The following is an 18,865-nucleotide window of genomic DNA, read 5'->3' on the forward strand; positions in this document are numbered from 1 at the left end:
ACCATGCGCACTGCCCGGGGCCGGTCGGCGTCGCGGTCCTGGTGGCGGGTCCGGCCGCGGACGCGTCGGCCGGGACTGACGGGCTTGGCGAGGCGGTCAGCTCTGGTAGCCGTAGAAGAGGCGTTCGGTCACGGTGCGGGCGCGGCGGGTCGTGCGGCGGTAGTCGTCCAGCATCTCGCCCACATGGCCCGGGGCGTAGCCCAGGTAGTGGGCGACTGCGGCCAGTTCGCGGGAGTCGGTGGGGAAGGTGTCGCCGGGGCGGCCGCGCACCAGCATCACCGTGTTGCGGACCCGGGCCGCCAGCACCCAGGCATTGTCCAGGGTCTGGGCGTCGTCGCCGCTGATCAGACCGGCGTGGTGGGCGGCGGCCAGGGCCCGGCGGGTGCGGGTGGTGCGCAGTCCCGGTTCGGCCGCGCCGTGGCGCATCTGCAGGAGCTGCACCGTCCATTCCACGTCGCTGAGACCGCCGCGGCCCAGTTTGGTGTGGGTGGCGCGGTCGGCGCCACGGGGCAGCCGTTCGGACTCCATCCGGGCCTTGAGCCGGCGGATCTCACGGATCGCGTCCTCGCCCAGCCCCTCGGCCGGATAGCGCAGAGGGTCGATCAGTTCGATGAAGCGTGCGCCGAGGCCGGGGTCGCCCGCCACCGGTTCGGCGCGCAGCAGCGCCTGGCTCTCCCAGGCCAGTGACCAGCGGCGGTAGTAGGCGGCGTACGAGGCGAGGGTGCGCACCAGCGGCCCGGACTTGCCCTCGGGGCGCAGATCGGCGTCGATGAGCAGGGGCGGGTCCACGGTGGGGGGCTGGAGCAGCCGTCGCAGCTCGTTGGCCACGGCGAAGGCGGCGCGGGACGCCTGGTGTTCGTCGGCGCCCGCGCGGGGTTCGTGGACGAAGAGCACATCCGCGTCCGAGCCGTAGCTGAGTTCGTGGCCGCCGAAGCGGCCGAGGCCGATGACGGCGAAGCGGGTGGGCAGTTCATCGCCCCAGGTGCCCTGGACGGCGGCGCGCAGGGCCCCGGCGAGGGCCGCGGCGGTGATGTCGGAGAGGGCGTCGCCGACCATGTCGACCAGCGCTCCCGGGCTCGCGGGCTCATCGAGGAGCGCCGTACGGCCCGAGGGACGGGCCGGGAGGCGGGGTTCGACGTGGCGCGGCGCGCCGGGGATGCCGGCCGCAGGTCGCGCGCCGCGCGGGGTGTCTGGCGTCGGCGGGGCGGCCGGGGCGTTGTCGCCGCCGGGCGGCGGGCAGCTCGTGGTGGGCCTGACCGCCCTGTCGGCCAGCCGCGCGCTCACGATCACGTCCGCCGCGGCTGTGCGGAACAGCTCGCGCCGACGTACCCCGCGCGCTGCCGCGACCGCCTGTTCGGCGCCGTCGGCGCGGCCGACCGTGGCCAGCACCTCCTGTTCCAGACGGGTCCGGCCGCGCGGGCGCAGCCCCTCCGGGTCGCCGAGCAGGGCGACCGCCTCGGGGGTGCGCAGCAGCAGGTCGGGGGCGAGCCGCCCGGCGGAGAGCACCCGCGCGAGGTTCTCCGCCGCGGCGCCCTCGTCGCGCAGCAGCCGCACGTACCAGGGCGTCCTGCCCAGCGTGTCCGCGACCTTGCGGAAGCCCAGCAGCCCGGCGTCCGGGTCGGCGGAGTCGGCGAACCGGCCCAGCAGCACGGGCAGCAGCGTCCGCTGGATCGCCGTCCTCCGGGTCACACCGCGGGCAAGGGCCTCCAGATGCCGTAGCGCGCCTGAGGGGTCTGCATAGCCCAGGGCCTCCAGCCACCGGACGGCTGCCTGCGAGCCCAACCGGGCCTGTCCGGTCTCCAGCCCTGCCACCGCCTCCAGCAGCGGCCGGTAGAACAGCTTCTCGTGCAGCCGCCGCACCTCGCGCGCGTGCCGCCGCCACGCTTCGCCCAGCTCCGTCACCGGCTCCGTGCGGAACCCTAGCGACCGGCCCAGCCGCCGTAGATCCGTCTCGTCCTGCGGCACCGGGTGGGTGCGGCGCAGCCGGTGGAGCTGGACGCGGTGCTCCACCGAGCGCAGGAACCGGTACGCCTCGTCCAGCGCGGCCGCGTCCGACCGTCCCACGTAGCCGCCCGCGGCCAGCGCCGCGAGAACATCCAGCGTGGTGCCGCGGCGCAGCGACTCGTCCGACCGGCCGTGCACCAACTGCAGAAGCTGCACCGCCGATTGGATGCCCCGCAGGCCCCCCGGGCCCGGCTTCAACCCGCGGCCGGTCTCCGCGACCGGGGTGTTCTCCACCACCCGGCGGCGCATCCGCCGCATCTCCGGCACGAAGTTCTCACGCTCGGCCGCCTGCCAGACCATCGGCGCCAGCGCGTCCACGCACGCCCGGCCCAGCGCCCCGTCACCCGCCACCGGCCGGGCCGTCAGCAGCGGCTGGAACTCCCACGTCCTGGCCCACCGCCGGTAGTACGCCACATGGCCGGACAGCGTCCGCACCAGCGGGCCGTCGCGCCCCTCCGGGCGCGGATCCGCGACGACCGGCCAGATGGTGCCCTCGGCCGTCCCGTCCGAGCAGATCCGCATCAGCCGCGCGGCCAGCCGGGTGGCCGCCTGCACGGCCCGGGACTCCTCCACCCCGTCCCGGGCCTCCGCGACGAAGACGACGTCCACGTCCGAGACGTAACTCAGCTCCCGCCCGCCGAACTCGCCCGTCCCCACCACCGCCAGCCGGCACGCCGCCGCGTCCCCGGGTCGCTCCTGCGTCGCGATCTCCAGCGCGGCCCGCAGCGTGGCGTCCGCCAGGTCCGCCAGCTCGGCGGCGGTCTGGGTGACGCCCACCGCGCCGCACACATCCCGCGCGGCGATCGTCAGCAGCGCCCGCCGGTACGCCACGCGCAGCGCCTCTGGCCGGGCCAGCCTCACCCCCGGCTCGCCCCAGATCTCCTCGGCCAGCGTCTGCTCGAAGCCAGAGGCGGCCGGGTACGGGGCTACCGGCTCGTACGCCGTCACCAGCGCCTGCCAGTGCCGCGGATGCCGGGCCAGATGGTCACCCAGCGCCTCGGAGACCCCGAGCACCCCCAGCAGCCGGTCACGCAACGGTTTCGCCGTGACCAGGGTGTCCAGCAGCGTCTTCCGCGAGCCGGCGCACTTCTTGTCGTCCCCGTCCCCGGGGATCTCCGCGAGCGCCTGGAGCAGCCGTACCAGCCTACGCAGCGCCAGATCGGGATCGGCGGTCGCCCCGAGCGCCTCCAGCAGCACCGGATCGCCGAGCACCCCGGCCGGCTCGGGCGCGTCCAGCAGCCGCTGGGCGGCCGGGGGGTCGGTGAAACCGTGCCGCAGCAACCGGGTGACGTTGCTGCTCCTGCGTCCCTGCGGTAGGGCCATGCGCGCCGCCTCCATCCCTGTCCCACATTCGCGCCCTGCCTGCCATGGCCAGGGCCCGCTGACGAGCCCTGCGCGAACACATTGCTTGCGACCCGGATCATTCCTGAGAAAAATGATTACTGACCGACGTCGCCCCACCGACTGGGCCGCACTGAGGCATCATGAAAATCCCCTCGTCCCCCATGTGTCTCATGTCGGGCGGGCTGGATGGCTGCTTTTACGGGGCCATCCAGCCCTTTCTGATCGGACGACTCGGAGGTCGCCACGGCCTGCCTTTGCCCGGTTGGCAAAAATGCAGACACAGGCGGCCCTGCGATCTTCTTCGCCGCATCCTTCCGCCGGTTTTTCGGCAGATGTTTTTCGCCGTACCCCGCGCCAGGTGGAACGCTTGAATCCGGCGGCAGAAACGTAGGAGGCGGCGTCGGTGGTGGTCAAGGCAGAGGCAATAAAACGTTGAGTGATACATTGATGTGCGAATGGGGGCAAAATGGATTCGCTTAACACTGTGTCCGCGAGGTTTTGGACAGCGCCTTTCCCTGTCGATGCCCCGGCCTCTCTGGCAGCTCTTTGAATCAATATTCACCGAGTATTGGTCTGTGCTTTAATGTGTGGTGGGTGCGGTAGCCGGTTCCGGCCTGGCTGTCCGCCTTGGTTCCCCGCGGGCGGTAAAGGGATTCCTGCTGTGGTAAAGAAATTCCCATTGCGGTGGCCGTGACGGTTCAGGTCCGGCGGGCGGTGTGCTGGCGGGCTGTCCGGAAAACGAAGGGCGAGACGTGGCGCAATGTGAACGCGCTGCCGGAAGAGCGTGCAGGCGTCGTCCTTTCCCGGAGGGCGGGGGAGTGGGGCGGCTCTACGAGGGCTGCGGTGGACGGCTGGAGCCGGGTGCTGCGGCTCGTCCATGGGGGTTCTCCCGGGTGAGCTCACCGCGTCCACCGGTCGAATGCGGCAGTTGCTCTCCGTGCATGGGGGTCGCTGAGTGAGATGGTTGACACCAGGCGCGGTCCGTCGTTCATTCCACGCTGCGTCCCAAGACGGTGAGCGCCCCGGCTGGGGCCCGCGCTCGCGGCATCCGTACGCGAGGGGCCTGTTGAGTCGCCACGGAGCGCGGCGGTGCCGGTGGTGCCGGTGGTGCCGCAGGCCGGTCTCTGCGGCCCGCTCGCCGGGCCCGGCGCCGGCCCGCCGCCGATCACCGGCAGGGCCTTCTTTCGCTCGGACTGTCCTGCCCGGCACGGCCGGGAACGCCGCCGTCCGTCGTTGCCGCCGACTGGATGCCCGTCGGCACGCTCGCTGTGCGGTGCGGGGGACCGCTCGGTGGCTTGGCCGGCGCCGGTATCCATGCCCGGGTGGAGTGCTCGCGGGGTCTCCGGCCCGCGCCCCCGGCCGTAACCCAAGCAACCCGCGTAACCCGCCACCGCCACCGCCACCGCCCCCGCCGCCGTGGGCGGCCGGTGTCTTCTGACGGGCGGTCAGGGATCGGCGCGCGGTAGGCGGCGTGCAGCGGCAGCTCGCGTCTTCGGGGCCCGGATCGTCGTCCGCGTGCGCGTTGCCCCCCGCGCGGATCGGGCGCCGCGGCGGTCCGGCACCGCCGCCATGAGCACCGTGGTGGCCGCCGCCGTCCAGGGGCCGTCCGCGGGCCGGTCAGCCGCGACGTGAGAAGTAGATGGTGGCGAGGATGTAGGTCACGCCGCCTGCCCCGCACAGCACATCCCAGGGGTGACCGCTGTGCCCGCGGATCAGCTCGGTCACGAATCCGGCCAGGAGCACCAGCACGAGGACGTTCAGCGTGAACGCGGACGCGCGCTGGTTGATGGCCCGACGGCGCTCGTCCGTGGTCTGGCCGCGCAGCAGCGCGGCGGACTCCGACCGGCGCGACGCCAGGACGAGGATCAGCACATAGGCGGCCATGATGGCGAAGCCACCGGCAGCCATCCCGGGCTCGTCCCGGGCCAGGAAGATCGCGATGAAGACGACGCCCATGGCCAGCCCCACGGCCGGAACGGCCCAGCGCTGGCCGCGGGTGGTCTCTGGCTTGTGGTCAGTCGACATGGAAGATCTCCTCAACTGTCTTACCGAAGTGCCGGGCCATACGGATCGCCAGGGGCAGCGATGGGTCATAGCGAGACTGTTCGATCGCGTTGATCGTCTGCCGGGAAACGCCCAGCGCCCGCCCCAGCTCCTGCTGGGAGAGCCCCATGACGATGCGCAGCTGACGTACCTCGTTCCGCATATGTGGAAAGTAGGCTTTACATCCGGAGAGTGTCAAGTGACCTTTACATCTCCGGGGGTGGCGAAGGAACTCTGCGAGGTTGTCTCCGCCCTCCCGCCGCCCGTCCGCGCCGCTCGACCCCGTCCACCGGGCCGGTCATGGGTGTCTGCTCCTGTGCCGCGGTGTCACCTCTCAGCGCACCAAGACATGGAAGGAACGGCCCGGCCCGGGCGCGACCCCGACCCTGGCCCTGGCCCGGCCCCGGGCGCGGCCCTCAGGCGCGACCCCGACTCCAGCCCCAGCCCTGGCCCGGTCCCAGCCCTGGCTCAGCCCCGGTCGCGACGTCCGCAGAGCTTCAACATCCACATTTCAGCCCACTTCCACAACGATTGGTTGTGTCTGGTAGGGGGTGCGGTTGTTTGATCACACGCTCTTCAGGGTGGTGGAATCGTCGTATGTCTACCCGCACAGAGCAGGTCATGTATGTCCAGACGCCCGAGTTCGCGCGCCATGCGGAGCGAATCGTAGAGGTGACCGATGCGACGTCTCGACTGAACGTGCTGCCGTTCAGCGACAGCAAAGGTCGTGCTGAACTACTTTCTGTTGTGTTTGGTGGCCCGCTCCCGGAGTCGGTGACGATCTACCCGCCGTTCTTCACCGAGTACGGGCTGAACACGACGTTCGGGGAGAACGTCTTCGTCAACCAGGGATGCACGTTCATGGACAAGGGCGGGATCCGCATCGGCGACGGTGTCATGATCGCCCCGAAGGTCAGCCTCATCACCGGGGGGCACCCTCTGCCGCTCGCCGAGCGTCGGGAGTATCTCTCCTTCGCCCCGATCGTCATCGAAGACGACGTCTGGATCGGGGCGTCTGCCGTGATCTTGCAGGGAGTGACCATCGGTGCTGGTGCGGTGGTCGCTGCCGGTGCGGTGGTCAGTCGTGATGTTCCTGCCCGCACCCTGGTCGCGGGAGTCCCCGCCCAGGTGATCAAGACGATCGACTGAGCCCGGCCGGGCCGTCGGCCCGGGGCGAGCAGCACGTCTGCGGTCTGATTCGGGTGTGACCCAGATACGGGTCAAAGGGGCAATGAGTTGATCTTGAAGCCCTGATGCGTCCGGGCTCATTCGGTGCTGTCGGCGTCCTCGGCGAGGATGCGGTAGACGGTGGCGACCGAGGGCCGCTTGCTCTGATTCTTGCCCGCGGTTCTTCTTCGAGTACGGTGTCGACACCCCGTTGTGGCCAGGTCCGTCGCACATGCCCGAATTCGACTGCCCTTTCGGGTATCCCTGTGTCCCGGAGAAGCTGCCTATCTCTCCGGTCACCAGCAACGAGCTCACGAGACTCGCCGGCAAATCGACCGCGGCCTGGAGTTCGCCGCCGGCGCGGTCAAGGAGGTCCTCGGCGGCCCGGCCGTCGTCATGCACCGCCTTCCCGCCTTCCCGCCTTCCCGCCTTCCCGCCTTCCCGTCTTCCCGTCTTCCCGTCTTCCCGCCTTCACCCCGCACCGCAAGGGCAAGGTGGAGCGGTTGAACCTCACCATCGAGCAGACCTGATCTCCCAGCTCCGGGCTTCACCGGCGGGCCGTGCAACATCAGCGGGATGCTGTACGGGCCGGTGAAGGACTCCGGCGCAGCCCAGCGCGCCGCCGAGTCGGCCGCCGAGGGCATGCTGGCACACACTGGCGGTGGGCCACGGACACCCGGTCTGGGCGCGGGGGCTCACTTGCCGAGTTGGTACCGCTCCGCCAGTCGCGCCGCGCCCTCCTCCGTCAGGGAACCGTGCAGCCGCAGCCGCGAGATGCCCCCGTCGGGGTAGATGTCGATGCGGGCGTGTGTGGCGATGGCCGCTGTGGCGAGGACAAAGCGGTGGTTCGTGTCGGGCTGGAGACGGGTACGCGGCAGGACTTCGGCCCATTCCCCGTTCTCGCCGTTGCGTACCGACACCGAAGCCCACCCCGCGGCGTTCCCCTTCAGATAAGCCGTGTCGATCTCGATCGCACGGATCTCGGACTGGGCGGCCAGCCGGTAACGGATCCAGTCGTGCCCCTGGTCCCGGCGGCGGCGGGTCTCCCAGCACTCGTGCATCACCCGCGCCCGGCCCGGCTGAATGGTGTTCGTGGCGGGCGAGTAGAAGAGGTTCGAGGCGTCCTCCGCCTGGCCGCCGTTCTCCAGGGCCACGACGTCGAAGGTGCCGAGCGCGGCGAGCCACGCGGGATCCGGGACGACTTCGCCGTAGACCCTGAGACGGGCGATGCCGCCGTCGGGGTGCTGGTTCACACGCAGGTGCGTGAAGCGCTGCTCGACGGACACGGCGAAGCCGTTGGCCGCGTGGCCGCCGACCGGGGTGCGGGGGACGAGCGTGGTCCACTTCACGTTGTCCGCGAGGAGTTCCTCCGGGGACGGGGCGCCGGGGAGGGATACGCCCTCGACCGACACGGCCTGGGGGTAGTTGCCGCGGAAGTGGGCCGTGTCGACCACGACGCCCCGCACGACGCCCGGGGCGCCGAGCCGCACCAGCGCCCAGTCGTGGGTCTCGGCCGTCGGCCACGGGTGGTCCGCCGAGGCGCCGCGGCGCCTGCGCGTCTCCCAGCCATCCATGATCTTGCCCTTGTGCCCGAAGTGTTCGGGGTCGAACTCGGGACGCTCGGGCACGAGGAGGTTCTCGCGTTGGGCGAAGAACTCGTCGTTGGCGGCGATGACTGCGGCACCGAGCCGGCGGTCGGCGAGGTTGGCGTGGTGAGTGAAGGGGAAGTCGGCGGTGCGATAGTCCGCGTAGGGGTCACCGCCTCCGTAGGGGTTCGCGTCGCCGGTGAAAGTCGGTATCGCCGTCACTGTGATCAGGTCTGCCTTTCGGTGTGGACCGCTGGTGGTGCGGAATGGGCATCAGGAGGGCCGGGTGAGGAGTTGGCCCTTCGGTTCGGTGAACTCGCCGTCCGTGGCGATGCGTTCGCCACGCAGCCAGGTGGATCTGACCACGCCGTACAGGGTCCTGCCGGCGTACGCCGTGACGTGGTTGCGGTGCTGGAGGGCCGCGGGGGCGACGGTGAACGTCTCGTCGGGGGCGAGCACGGCGAAGTCGGCGTCCCGGCCCGCCTCTATGGCGCCCTTGCGTGCGTCCAGGCCCACCAGCCGTGCCGTGCCCGTCGACATCCAGCGGACCACGTCTTGCAGATCGTGGCCCCGCTTCCGTGCCTCGGTCCATACCGCCGACAGGCTGAGCTGGAGACCGGAGATACCGCCCCAGGCGGTGGCGAAGTCGTGGGTCTTGAGGTCGGCCGTGGACGGGGAGTGGTCGGTGACCACACAGTCGATTGTGCCGTCGGCCAGTGCCTGCCAGAGCGCATCCTGGTTGGCGGCCTCGCGGATGGGCGGGCAGCACTTGAACTCGCTGGCGCCGTCGGGGACTTCCTCGGCCGTCAGCGTCAGGTAGTGCGGGCAGGTCTCCACCGTGATGGCCACACCCTCCCGTCTGGCCGCGGCGATCAGCGGCAGGGCGTCGCTCGACGACAGGTGGAGCACGTGCACACGGGTGCCGTGCCGCCTCGCCTGTTCGATCAGGGTCGTGATGGCCGTGACTTCGGCGCCACGCGGGCGCGAGGCGAGGAAATCGGCGTACTTCGGGCCACCTTGCTGCGGAGCGGAGGCCAGGTGGTGCGGGTCCTCGGCATGGACGATCAGCAGTCCGCCGAAACGGGCGATCTCCATCATCGACCGGCCCAGTTGCTCCCTGTCGAGTGCCGGGAACTCGTCCACGCCCGACGGCGACAGGAACGCCTTGAAGCCGAAGACGCCTGCGTCGTGCAGCGGCCGCAGGTCCTTGACGTTGTCAGGGAGCGCGCCGCCCCAAAAGCCCACGTCAACGTGTGCCCTGGCTGCGGCGACTTCCCGCTTCGTACGGAGGTGGGCGACGGTCGTGGTCGGCGGGAGGGAGTTGAGGGGCATGTCGACGAGGGTGGTGATGCCACCGGCCGCCGCTGCGCGTGTCGCGGTCCAGAAGCCCTCCCATTCGGTGCGTCCGGGGTCGTTGATGTGCACATGGGTGTCGACGAGTCCGGGCAGCAGGACGTCGTCGCCGACGTCCTCCAGCCGGGCTCCGGCCGGCACCTCGGCGTCGTGCGGGAGCACGTCCACGATCCGGCCGTCGGTCACGGTGACGGACGCGGGGCGCGTGCTCTCGGGGGTGATGACGCGCGTTGAGCGCAGTACGAGCTGTACGTCGGGCAACGGACCCTCCTCCTGTGCTGGTTCTCTGTTCACGGTCGTCCTTCACCCACCCCTGGAATGTCGAAGGGCGGGAAGACATCTTCATGGCCGGATTCTGCGAGTCAGTACCTTCCCGGCCAACCGGGCCGCATCACAGCGGCCGGACCCGGCCTCGACGCCCCCATCCGCATCAGCGCGTCCGCGGAGGCCAGTTGACCATGCGCTTGGGCCGCGGCGGTGCGTATGTGCGCACCTTCGAGGTCGACAGTCCGAGCCGGACGAGGGACTCGGCGATCGTCACGGCGGCACTCACACCGTCGACGACGGGGACCCCGGTGCGTTCGGCAACGCGCTCGGTGAGGCCGGACATGCCTCCGCAGCCCAGGCAGATCACTTCCGCCCGGTCGTCCTCCACCGCGCGGGCGGCCTGCTCGACGATCGCGTCGACGGCAGCCTTCTCGTCCCGTTCCAGATCGAGTACCGCGAGCCCGCTGGCGCGCACGGAGGCGCACCGGGCGCTCAGGCCGGCGACGTGGAGACGCTCCTCGATGAGCGGAACCGTGCGGTCGAGGCTGGTGACGACGGAGTAGGCGCGGCCGAGGAACTGGGCGGTACTCGCGGCGGCCTCGGTGATGTCGACGACGGGCACGTCGAGCAGCTCCTGCAGGCCTTCCCGTCCGTGCTCACCGTATCCGGCCTGAATCACGGCGTCGAACGGCTCGGTGTGAGCGCGGACGGCCTCCATCACGGCGACGGCGGCGAGGTAGCTCTCGTAGTTGCCCTCCACGGACTCCGCTCCGAAGGAGGGGGTCAGCGGGACGATCTCGGTACCGGGCGACGCCGTACCGGCCGCCTGCTCACCGATCGAGTCGGTGATGGACTGCGTGGTGTTGACGTTCACGACGAGGATGCGCATGGATCGGCTTTCTGGACGGATTCTGGTGGGCTCTGCTGACCGGTTCACTCGGCGGCGACCGCGATGGCCTCGCCGTCCACGTCCCGGATCAGGATGTTGCGGTCCGCGATGACGGCGTACAGCCCGGCGCCGAGGATGGCGCCGATGAACCAGGAGAATCCCGCCACAGCGTGGAAGGCCGGCATCAGGGCGATGACGACGGCGATCGTCGCGGAGGGCACAAAGGCCCAGATGGCCCGCGGGTTGTAGCCACGGCGGTAGTGGTATTCGCCCTGCGCGTCCTCGCTGTAGAGGTCGGGCACGTTCACCTGGGCCCTGCGCAGCAGCCAGTAGTCCGCCATGATCACTCCGAAGAGCGGCCCGAGCAGAGCACCGAGCCCACCGAGGAAGTATTCCACCGCGATCGGGCTCTTGTAGAGGTTCCACGGCAGGATCACGAGGCCGATGACCGCGCTCACCAGGCCGGCCCGGCGGAAGTTCAGATGCCGTGGGAAGAGGTTGACCAGCGCGTAGATCGGCGCCACGAAGTTCGCCAGCAGGTTCACCGCGATCGTCAGCGCGATGAGGGCGAGCGACGCCGCGGCCAGCAGGATCATGTTCGGGATCGTCCTGACGATGTCCGTGGGGCTGGTGATGATCTGGCCGTCGAGCTTGAACTGCGCTCCGCTGAGGACGACCACGATGACGGCGAAGAAGAGCATGTTCACCGGGATTCCGACGACGTTGCCGCGGATGATGGAACCGCGGCTCCTGGCCGACCGGGTGAAGTCGCAGAAATTCAGTACGAAGGTCCCGTAGATCACGACCCACAGCGCGGCGCCCTGGAGGACGTGCAGCCACATCGCGCCGCCGGTGAGCGGGTGGCCGTTGGACAGGGAGATCGATCCGCCCGCCCGGAAGAACATCCAGGCGGCCAGCGCGCACATGGCGATGAGAGTCGTGGGCGCGGCGAAGGCCATGTAACGCCGGATCATCTGCATCCCGTAGCTCACGATGAGGACCTGAAGGAGCCAAAGGATCATGAAGGTGATCCAGCCGAGCAGCGTCTGGCCGAGCACGGAGTGGCCCTGCAGGGCCCGCAGACCAGGAAACATCGCCAGCAACAGCGCGCTCAGGACGGAGGAGGCGAGGTAGGTCTGGATGCCGAACCAGGCGATGGCGACGGCGCCGCGGACACCCGCCGGTATCTTCGCGCCTTTGATGCCGAACGCGATGCGGCTCATGACGGGAAAGGGGACGCCCGTCTTGTGCCCCATGAATCCCGACAGGGTGAGCAGCAGGAAGAGCAGCAGGGACGCGAGCACGAAGGCCGCCAGAATGCCCCACACGTTCAGGCCGAGCGCGAAGAGACCGATCGCGAACGCGTAGTTTCCGAGGCTGTGCACATCATTGGCCCAGAGCGTGAAGACGTTGTAGGCGCCCCAGCGGCGCCCTTCCTTCTTGGTCGGGGCGAGATCGTACGTGTAGAGACCGGAGCTGGCGGTGCCATTGGTTTCCACGGGCGATCGGTCATCCACAACAGGAGGCATACGGGGCTCCCGGGACAGGGGAAGTTGGATGTTTTCTGCATGCCGGAATAATACTTTCGGCATGCAGAACGTAGTTTTCGCCGGGGGTACCGTCAAGAGTCCAGGCGAAATTGAAGCGGGACAAGGGCAAACCGTCGCTAATCGGCTGGAACGCTCCATGTCGAGCCTGGGTGGGTCACCGGCCCAGCCGGGCGGGTCTGAGTGGGCTCTGCGCTGTCAGCGGTCTGCCGCTGCCTGATGCGTACGCTCGTGGCCTGCGGATACGTCCGTCAGCAGCCCGACCGCCGGTATGCGCTCGGCCCCGGCTGGTCGAGGAGTGCGGCGAGACGGCGAACATGGCACTGCTGGATGGCGATGAGACCGCGGACGTGGGGCAGGTGCCGTCCAGGCACTCGACGCGTATGTTCACCGAGGTGGGCCGCCGGGCGCTGCCGCACTCCACGGGCGTGGGCAAGGCGGTATTCGCGGGCTTCACGGGCCAGGAGGGTTCGCGTCCTGCTCGCCCGTACGGGCATGCCCGCCACCGCGGAGAAGACGAGCACGGCTTCCTGACTGCCCTGGAGGACATACGCCGCCTCGGGTGCGCGGTCGACGACGAGCAGGAGATCGGGGTCCGCTGCCTGGCCGCCTCCGTGCCCGAATCGCCGACCGCCGCCGCGATCTCGATCTCGGGCCCCGCAGGTCGAGTGGCGGCCCCGGTCAACCGTCGCTGTCGACGGCTCAGTGACCGCACCGCTCGGCGGGGCACCCTCTCGATCACCACGGAACGCCCGCAGACCGCGGTGATGTATCGGCTGCGCACCCGGCCCGACGTGGTACCGCGGGCAGGACACCCGGGATCGGGCCTCGTGGTCAGGTACGGCACGGACAAAGGCACCGTCGGCAGGCCCTGGCACTCCTGACGGCTCGGGGTTTCCTCCGGTGTCACGGCGACGGGAAAGATCTGCCCCCATCCGGTCTGACCACATGCTGCCCGCCGGTTGGTCAGGCGCGGGCGGGCAGCACCCTCAACTCAGAGCCGTCCCGAGCTCAGCTCGGCGGACAGGCTCTCGGCGGCGTTGAGCAGCAGTGGTACGGCCCGATCGATCAGGTCTTGGGTCATCCGCGGCGCGGGGCCGGAGATGGAGAAGGCGATCCTCGACGGCGCGTTGGGGATCTTCACGGCCACACAGCGGACGCCGATCTCCTGCTCGCCGTCGTCGGTGGCGTAGCCGTGCTCGCGGACCCAGGTCAGCTGGTCCTGGAAGGTCTGCGGGTCGGTGATGGTGTGCTCGGTGTGCTCCGCCATACCGGTGCGCCGCAGCAGTGCCCGGACATCGGCCTCGGAGAGGTCGGCGAGCAGAGCCTTGCCGACGGCCGTGCAATGCGGCGAGACCCGGCGGCCAACTTCGGTGAACATGCGCATCGAGTGCCAGCCGGGCCTCTGCGCGACATAGACGATCTGATCGCCGTCGAGCATGGCGAGGTTGGCGGTCTCGCCGAGGGAGTCGACGAGTCTTGCCAGGTGGGGCATGGCCCAGGTGGACAGCATCCGGCCGGCGCTCTCGCCGAGCCGGATCAGCCGCGGGGCGAGCACGTACTCCCGGGACGCCTCCTGGCGTACGTAGCCGAGGCTGACCAGAGTCCGGACCAGCCGGTGAATGGTGGGCAGCGGCAGACCGGACGTCTCGGCCAGCCGGGACAGGCTGGCCGCGCCGCCCTGGTCGGCCAGCGCCTCGAGCAGTTCGAAGGTACGCACGATGGACTGGACGCCGCCAGACCGCGCCGGAGACTCCTCGGGGCTCTGCGTTTTTCGCATGACGGAAGCATACTTCCTCAGTTTGGGCCGCTGCGGGGACTTCGGTCGGCTCTTGTGGACGACGTTCGCCGGGGCAATGGGCCGGCACTCGGCATGCGGGGCCGGCCCCCGAAGTCGTCTGGTGTCCGCCGGGCCTCCAGGCGGTGCGGGCCTCGGTTTTTCGCGTGGTGGACGTCGCGTGTTCCCGGGGTGACTCGCGGCGGCTCGCGTCCGTAAGGCCCCTGGAGGCCCTTGACTTCTGCAATGTGGAAGTTAAGCTCCGCGATATGGAAAACGAGGTTGACCGTAAGATGACGCCCCCGACTCCTGGCTACTCGATCACCATGCGTGTCGAGGGTCCCGCGGAGACCGCGATGGCTTCGGTGATCGCCGAAGCCATCGGGGAGGCGGGCGGGGCACTCACCGCGCTCGAGGTCGCCGAGCGTCGGGCCGACCGTATGGTCGTCGATGCCACCTGCGATGCCCGCGACGCAGACCACGCGGAGCAGATCGGCAAGGTCGTGGCCGCCGTCTCCGGGGTCACCGTCCTCGAGGTCAGCGATCGGACGTTCCTGGTCCACCTCGGCGGGAAGCTGGAGGTGACGCCGAAGGTCCAGCTCAAGCACCGCGACGACCTATCCCGCGCGTACACCCCCGGAGTGGCGCGAGTCTGCACGGCCATCGCCGAGGACCCGCCCGCCGCCCGCCGCCTGACGATCAAGCGGAACACCGTCGCCGTGGTCACCGACGGCTCGGCCGTGCTCGGACTGGGCGACATCGGGCCTGAGGCCGCGCTCCCTGTCATGGAGGGCAAGGCCGCGCTGTTCAAGAAGTTCGCGGACGTCGACGCTTGGCCGGTCTGCTTGGACACCCAGGACACCGACGAGATCGTCTCCGTCGTCAAGGCCCTGGCCCCGGTGTACGGCGGGATCAACCTGGAGGACATCTCCGCGCCGCGCTGCTTCGAGATCGAGGCCCGGCTGCGCGAGGCCCTGGACATCCCGGTCTTCCACGACGACCAGCACGGCACCGCCATCGTGGTCCTGGCCGCCCTCACCAACGCCCTTCGCGTGGTGGGCAAGCGCATCGAGGACATCACCATCGTGGTCTCCGGTGTCGGCGCGGCCGGCCACGCGATCATCCGGCTGCTGCACAAGCAGGGCGCCGGGGAGATCATCGGCTGCGACCGGCGCGGCGTCCTCGACCCCGAGCAGGAGGGGATGGACGACTTCCGGCGGTGGATCGCCGACAACACCAACTGCTCCGGCCGCCGTGGCACGCTCAGGGAGGCGCTGGGCGGCGCCGACGTGTTCATCGGAGTCTCAGCGCCGAACCTCCTCACGGAGGAGGACATCGCGGCGATGGACGAGAGCGCGATCGTGTTCGCCCTGGCCAACCCGGACCCGGAGGTCGACCCGGTCGCCGCCGGCCGGCACGCCGTGGTGGTCGCCACCGGGCGGTCCGACTACCCCAACCAGATCAACAATGTGCTGGCCTTCCCCGGCTTCTTCCGCGGACTGCTCGACGCGGGCGTCTCGGACATCACCGGCGAGATGATGACCGCCGCGGCCCGGGCCATCGCCGCCGCCGTGACCCCGCGGCAGCTGTCGGCCGGCTACATCATCCCGAGCGTCTTCGACGCCACGGTCGCCCCGGCCGTCGCTGCCGCCGTCCGTGAGGCCGCCGCTGAGCGCACCATCGCGCAGGCCCAGGACCAGGACCGCGCCGAGCTCTCAGGAGGAAACAATGCCTGACATCGAGGTGACCGGCGCCCACGTCGAGGGGGCCGAGCGAATCCTGACGCCGCAGGCGCTGGACTTCGTGGCTGGTCTGCAGCGCCGCTTCGGCGCGCGGCGCGAGGAGCTGCTGGTGGCGCGCACCGCGCGGCGCGAGGAGATCTCTCGCACCGGCCGGCTGGACTTCCTCCCCGAGACCGCGGAGATCCGCGCGGCCGAGTGGAAGGTCGCCCAGACGCCTGCCGCCCTGCTCGACCGCCGGGTGGAGATCACCGGTCCCACCGACCGCAAGATGACCGTCAACGCCCTCAACTCAGGCGCGCAGGTCTGGCTGGCGGACTTCGAGGATGCCACCGCTCCGACCTGGTCGAACCTCCTCCAGGGCCAGGTGAACCTGATCGACGCCTTCGAGCGCCGGATCGGCTTCACCTCACCCGAGGGCAAGGAGTACCGCCTGCGGCCGGACGCGGAGCTCCCCACCGTCGTGGTCCGCCCACGCGGCTGGCACTTGGAGGAGCGTCACCTGCTCGTCGACGGCAAGCCCGTCGCCGGCGCCCTGTTCGACTTCGGCCTGTACTTCTTCCACAACGCGCAGCGGCTGATCGCCCGGGGCGCGCAGGATCCGAACAGCGGCTCGTACTTCTACCTGCCGAAGACCGAGAGCCACCGCGAGGCGCGGCTGTGGAACGAGGTGTTCGTGCACGCTCAGGAGGCGCTGGGCATCGAGCGCGGCACCGTGCGCGCCACGGTCCTGATCGAGACCATCACCGCGGTCTTCGAAATGGAGGAGATTCTGTACGAGCTGCGCGAGCACGCCGCCGGCCTGAACGCCGGCCGCTGGGACTACCTCTTCAGTGTCATCAAGAACTTCCGCGACGCCGGTGAGCGCTTCATCCTGCCCGACCGCGACACCATCACCATGACGTCGCCGCTCATGCGCGCCTACACCCGCCTGCTGGTGCAGACCTGCCACCGGCGCGGCGCCCATGCCATCGGCGGCATGGCCGCGTTCATCCCCTCGCGCCGCGACCCCGCGGTCAACGAGGCGGCTCTGGCCAAGGTCACGGCGGACAAGAGCCGCGAGGCCGGTGACGGCTTTGACGGCTCCTGGGTGGCTCACCCCGACCTGGTGCCGGTCTGCCGGGCCGCCTTCGATGCCGTTCTCGGCGACCGGCCGAACCAGAAGGACCGGCCCGTCGAGAACGTCGTGATCACCGCCGAGCAACTGCTCGACGTCGCCGGCACCGAGGGCGTCTGCACCGAGCCCGGCCTGCACAGCGCCATCGCGGTCGGCCTGCGGTACATCGAGGCGTGGCTGCGCGGCCACGGCGCGGTCGGCATCTTCAACCTCATGGAGGACGTTGCCACCGCCGAGATCTCCCGCTCGCAGATCTGGCAGTGGGTGCACAACGACGTTGTGCTGGAGGGTGGCCAGAAGGTCACCGCCGAGCTGGTACGCCGCCTCGTCTCCGAAGAGCTGTCCAGCCTGCGTGAGTCGCTGGGCGACGCCGCGTACGACGCCGGCCGCTGGCAGCAGGCCGGCCCGCTGTTCGAGCAGGTCGCCCTTGACGGTGATTTCGCCGACTTCCTCACCGTGCCCGGCTATGCCCTGCTGGACTGACCGGCCGCTTTCGCGACCCATCGGCCACTGCGCCCCGCTCATATCCGACCTCCCCGCCCGACGACGACTTTTTCGTCTCAGCGCAACTCAGAGAGAAGGTCCCCATGGCACACATGTTCCTGAACGGCCAGGCGATGGAGGGTGGCCCGTTCCACCACCACCTCCAGGGCGCCCCTCTGGTGCACAAGACCCGTACTGCTCCCGGCTACCGCTTCTTCTCCATCCGCGAGACCTGCCCGGGTCTGCTCCCCGACGCCTCCGTCGACACAGCCGTCGAGGGCGAGGTCTACGACGTGCCCATGGATGTGCTGCGTGACGAGTTGCTGCCTACCGAGCCGGCCGAGCTGGAGTTCGGCATCATCAAGCTCGAGGACGGCTCTGCCTGCTTCTCGATGATCCTTCGCCGGGGCGAGCTGGAGCGGGGCCTCCACAAGGAGATCACCGAGTTCGGCGGGTGGCGCGCCTACCTGACGGCCCTCGGCCGCGATGCCTGATCCGGGGTTCGCAGTAGCTGACGGCGATCCACGCCGGTGCGGCGCGTCGTGCCAACGCCTGGGGGCGTCCCCGAGCGCTGCCCGAGGGGCGTCCGTCGGTGCCCCCGCGGCATCTTCGGGTTCATCGGGGACATTTCGTGCATGGAATCTCTTGATGGCAGCCCGGATCCACAGATAGTCATTCCAAAAATCAGAATCGCACTTCCAGGAAGCGGAAATAGAGATGCATCAGCTTCGGTATGAGGTCAACCTGTCCATCCTCTTCACCGAACTCCCACTGCTGGAGCGTCCGGCCGCGGCGAAGGCCGCCGGGTTCGAGGCGGTCGAGTTCTGGTGGCCGTTCGCTGGGGCTGTGCCGTCCGACCGGGACATCGACGCGTTCGTCGATTCCGTGCGTAACGCGGGTGTCCAGCTCGTAGGGCTCAACTTCTTCGCCGGCGACATGGCAGGCGGCGACCGCGGCCTGGTGTCGTGGCCCGCCCGGTCCGCCGAGTTCCGTGACAACATCGACGTCACTCTCGGGGTCGGCGAGCAGCTCGGCTGCAAGGCGTTCAACGCGCTGTACGGCAACCGGGTGGAGGGCGTCGGCCCCGAGGCGCAGGACGACCTCGCCGCGGAGAACCTGGCCCTCGCGGCCAGGGCCGCGCAGCGGACCGGCGCGACGGTCCTGGTCGAGTCGGTCAGCGGCGCTCCGGCCTACCCGCTGCTCACCGCGGCGGACTCGATCGCCGTCATCGACCGGGTCGAGCGCGAGAGCGGCGTGGACAACATCGGTTTCCTCGCCGACCTGTTCCACCTGACCGTCAACGGCGACGACGTCGACGCCGTGATCGCGGCTCATGCCGCCCGCATCGGCCACGTGCAGATCGCGGACGCGCCGGGACGCGGCGAGCCGGGCTCCGGCCAGATCGGCCTGGAGGACCGGCTCGCCCGGCTGGAAGCCTCCGGTTACCGCGGCTGGGTGGGTCTGGAGTACAAGCCGACCGTCGCCTCGGCCGACAGTTTCGGCTGGCTCCCCCGGGAGCGCCGCGCTGGCCGAACGGCCCTTTGAAGAT

14 protein-coding genes are annotated in these 18,865 nt (G+C 70.0%); 6 read left to right on the forward strand and 8 right to left on the reverse strand.

Annotation, left to right across the window (positions count from 1 at the left end; translation table 11 throughout):
• Positions 1–96: 96 nt before the first annotated feature.
• The 3 genes from AS97_RS44745 to AS97_RS44755 all read right to left on the reverse strand — a co-directional run bounded on the left by AS97_RS44745 (position 97) and on the right by AS97_RS44755 (position 5,554).
• Positions 97–3,327, reverse strand: a complete 3,231-nt coding sequence (locus AS97_RS44745; protein WP_210566933.1) for a bifunctional [glutamine synthetase] adenylyltransferase/[glutamine synthetase]-adenylyl-L-tyrosine phosphorylase — start codon at positions 3,325–3,327, stop codon at positions 97–99.
• Between the two features lie 1,638 nt (positions 3,328–4,965).
• Positions 4,966–5,373, reverse strand: coding sequence for a DUF2178 domain-containing protein (locus AS97_RS44750; RefSeq protein ID WP_161500449.1), 408 nt, complete (start codon positions 5,371–5,373; stop codon positions 4,966–4,968).
• Positions 5,363–5,554: a helix-turn-helix transcriptional regulator gene (locus AS97_RS44755; RefSeq protein ID WP_059147347.1), complete on the reverse strand. Its 192-nt coding sequence runs from the start codon at positions 5,552–5,554 to the stop codon at positions 5,363–5,365. The genes AS97_RS44750 and AS97_RS44755 overlap by 11 nt, the downstream gene beginning before the upstream one ends.
• 458 nt (positions 5,555–6,012) lie before the next feature.
• Between AS97_RS44755 and AS97_RS44760 the strand changes: the two genes are divergently transcribed.
• Positions 6,013–6,540: a sugar O-acetyltransferase gene (locus AS97_RS44760; protein ID WP_079059693.1), complete on the forward strand. Its 528-nt coding sequence runs from the start codon at positions 6,013–6,015 to the stop codon at positions 6,538–6,540.
• Between the two features lie 713 nt (positions 6,541–7,253).
• Here AS97_RS44760 and alc read toward each other — a convergent pair.
• From alc to AS97_RS44780, 4 genes are all read right to left on the reverse strand, one after another.
• Positions 7,254–8,366 (reverse strand): allantoicase, encoded by a 1,113-nt coding sequence (gene alc, locus AS97_RS44765; protein ID WP_059147345.1) that lies wholly within the window; start codon positions 8,364–8,366, stop codon positions 7,254–7,256.
• A gap of 51 nt (positions 8,367–8,417) precedes the next feature.
• Entirely contained in the window at positions 8,418–9,758 is a 1,341-nt protein-coding gene (allB, locus tag AS97_RS44770; protein ID WP_125758528.1) for an allantoinase AllB, read from the reverse strand.
• A 169-nt stretch (positions 9,759–9,927) separates the two neighbouring features.
• A complete protein-coding gene (locus AS97_RS44775; RefSeq protein WP_125758527.1) occupies positions 9,928–10,653 on the reverse strand; it encodes an aspartate/glutamate racemase family protein in 726 nt (241 codons plus the stop codon).
• A 44-nt stretch (positions 10,654–10,697) separates the two neighbouring features.
• Positions 10,698–12,182, reverse strand: a complete 1,485-nt coding sequence (locus AS97_RS44780; RefSeq protein WP_059147342.1) for an NCS1 family nucleobase:cation symporter-1 — start codon at positions 12,180–12,182, stop codon at positions 10,698–10,700.
• Positions 12,183–12,517: 335 nt separating this feature from the next.
• Here AS97_RS44780 and AS97_RS44785 point away from each other — a divergent pair, with 335 nt between their 5' ends.
• Positions 12,518–13,084: an IclR family transcriptional regulator C-terminal domain-containing protein gene (locus AS97_RS44785; protein WP_210566934.1), complete on the forward strand. Its 567-nt coding sequence runs from the start codon at positions 12,518–12,520 to the stop codon at positions 13,082–13,084.
• A 110-nt stretch (positions 13,085–13,194) separates the two neighbouring features.
• Here the strand turns inward: AS97_RS44785 and AS97_RS44790 are convergent, their stop codons facing one another.
• Positions 13,195–13,980, reverse strand: a complete 786-nt coding sequence (locus AS97_RS44790) for an IclR family transcriptional regulator (protein ID WP_086709234.1) — start codon at positions 13,978–13,980, stop codon at positions 13,195–13,197.
• Between the two features lie 266 nt (positions 13,981–14,246).
• Between AS97_RS44790 and AS97_RS44795 the strand changes: the two genes are divergently transcribed.
• The 4 genes from AS97_RS44795 (at position 14,247) to AS97_RS44810 (ending at position 18,861) form a co-directional block, all read left to right on the forward strand.
• Complete coding sequence (locus AS97_RS44795) at positions 14,247–15,713, forward strand: NAD-dependent malic enzyme (protein ID WP_247204706.1); 1,467 nt, start codon at positions 14,247–14,249, stop codon at positions 15,711–15,713.
• Positions 15,706–17,316, forward strand: a complete 1,611-nt coding sequence (gene aceB, locus AS97_RS44800; RefSeq protein ID WP_059147339.1) for a malate synthase A — start codon at positions 15,706–15,708, stop codon at positions 17,314–17,316. Before AS97_RS44795 ends, aceB begins: the two co-directional genes overlap by 8 nt.
• 104 nt (positions 17,317–17,420) lie before the next feature.
• On the forward strand, positions 17,421–17,810 hold the full coding sequence (locus AS97_RS44805; protein ID WP_059147338.1) for a gamma-glutamylcyclotransferase: 390 nt from the start codon (positions 17,421–17,423) through the stop codon (positions 17,808–17,810).
• A gap of 223 nt (positions 17,811–18,033) precedes the next feature.
• Positions 18,034–18,861 carry a TIM barrel protein gene (locus AS97_RS44810; RefSeq protein WP_059147337.1) on the forward strand — a complete coding sequence of 276 codons (828 nt, stop codon included), beginning with the start codon at positions 18,034–18,036 and terminating at the stop codon, positions 18,859–18,861.
• Positions 18,862–18,865 lie beyond the last annotated feature (4 nt).

The organism is Streptomyces sp. AgN23, from assembly GCF_001598115.1.
GTDB lineage: Bacteria > Actinomycetota > Actinomycetes > Streptomycetales > Streptomycetaceae > Streptomyces > Streptomyces antimycoticus.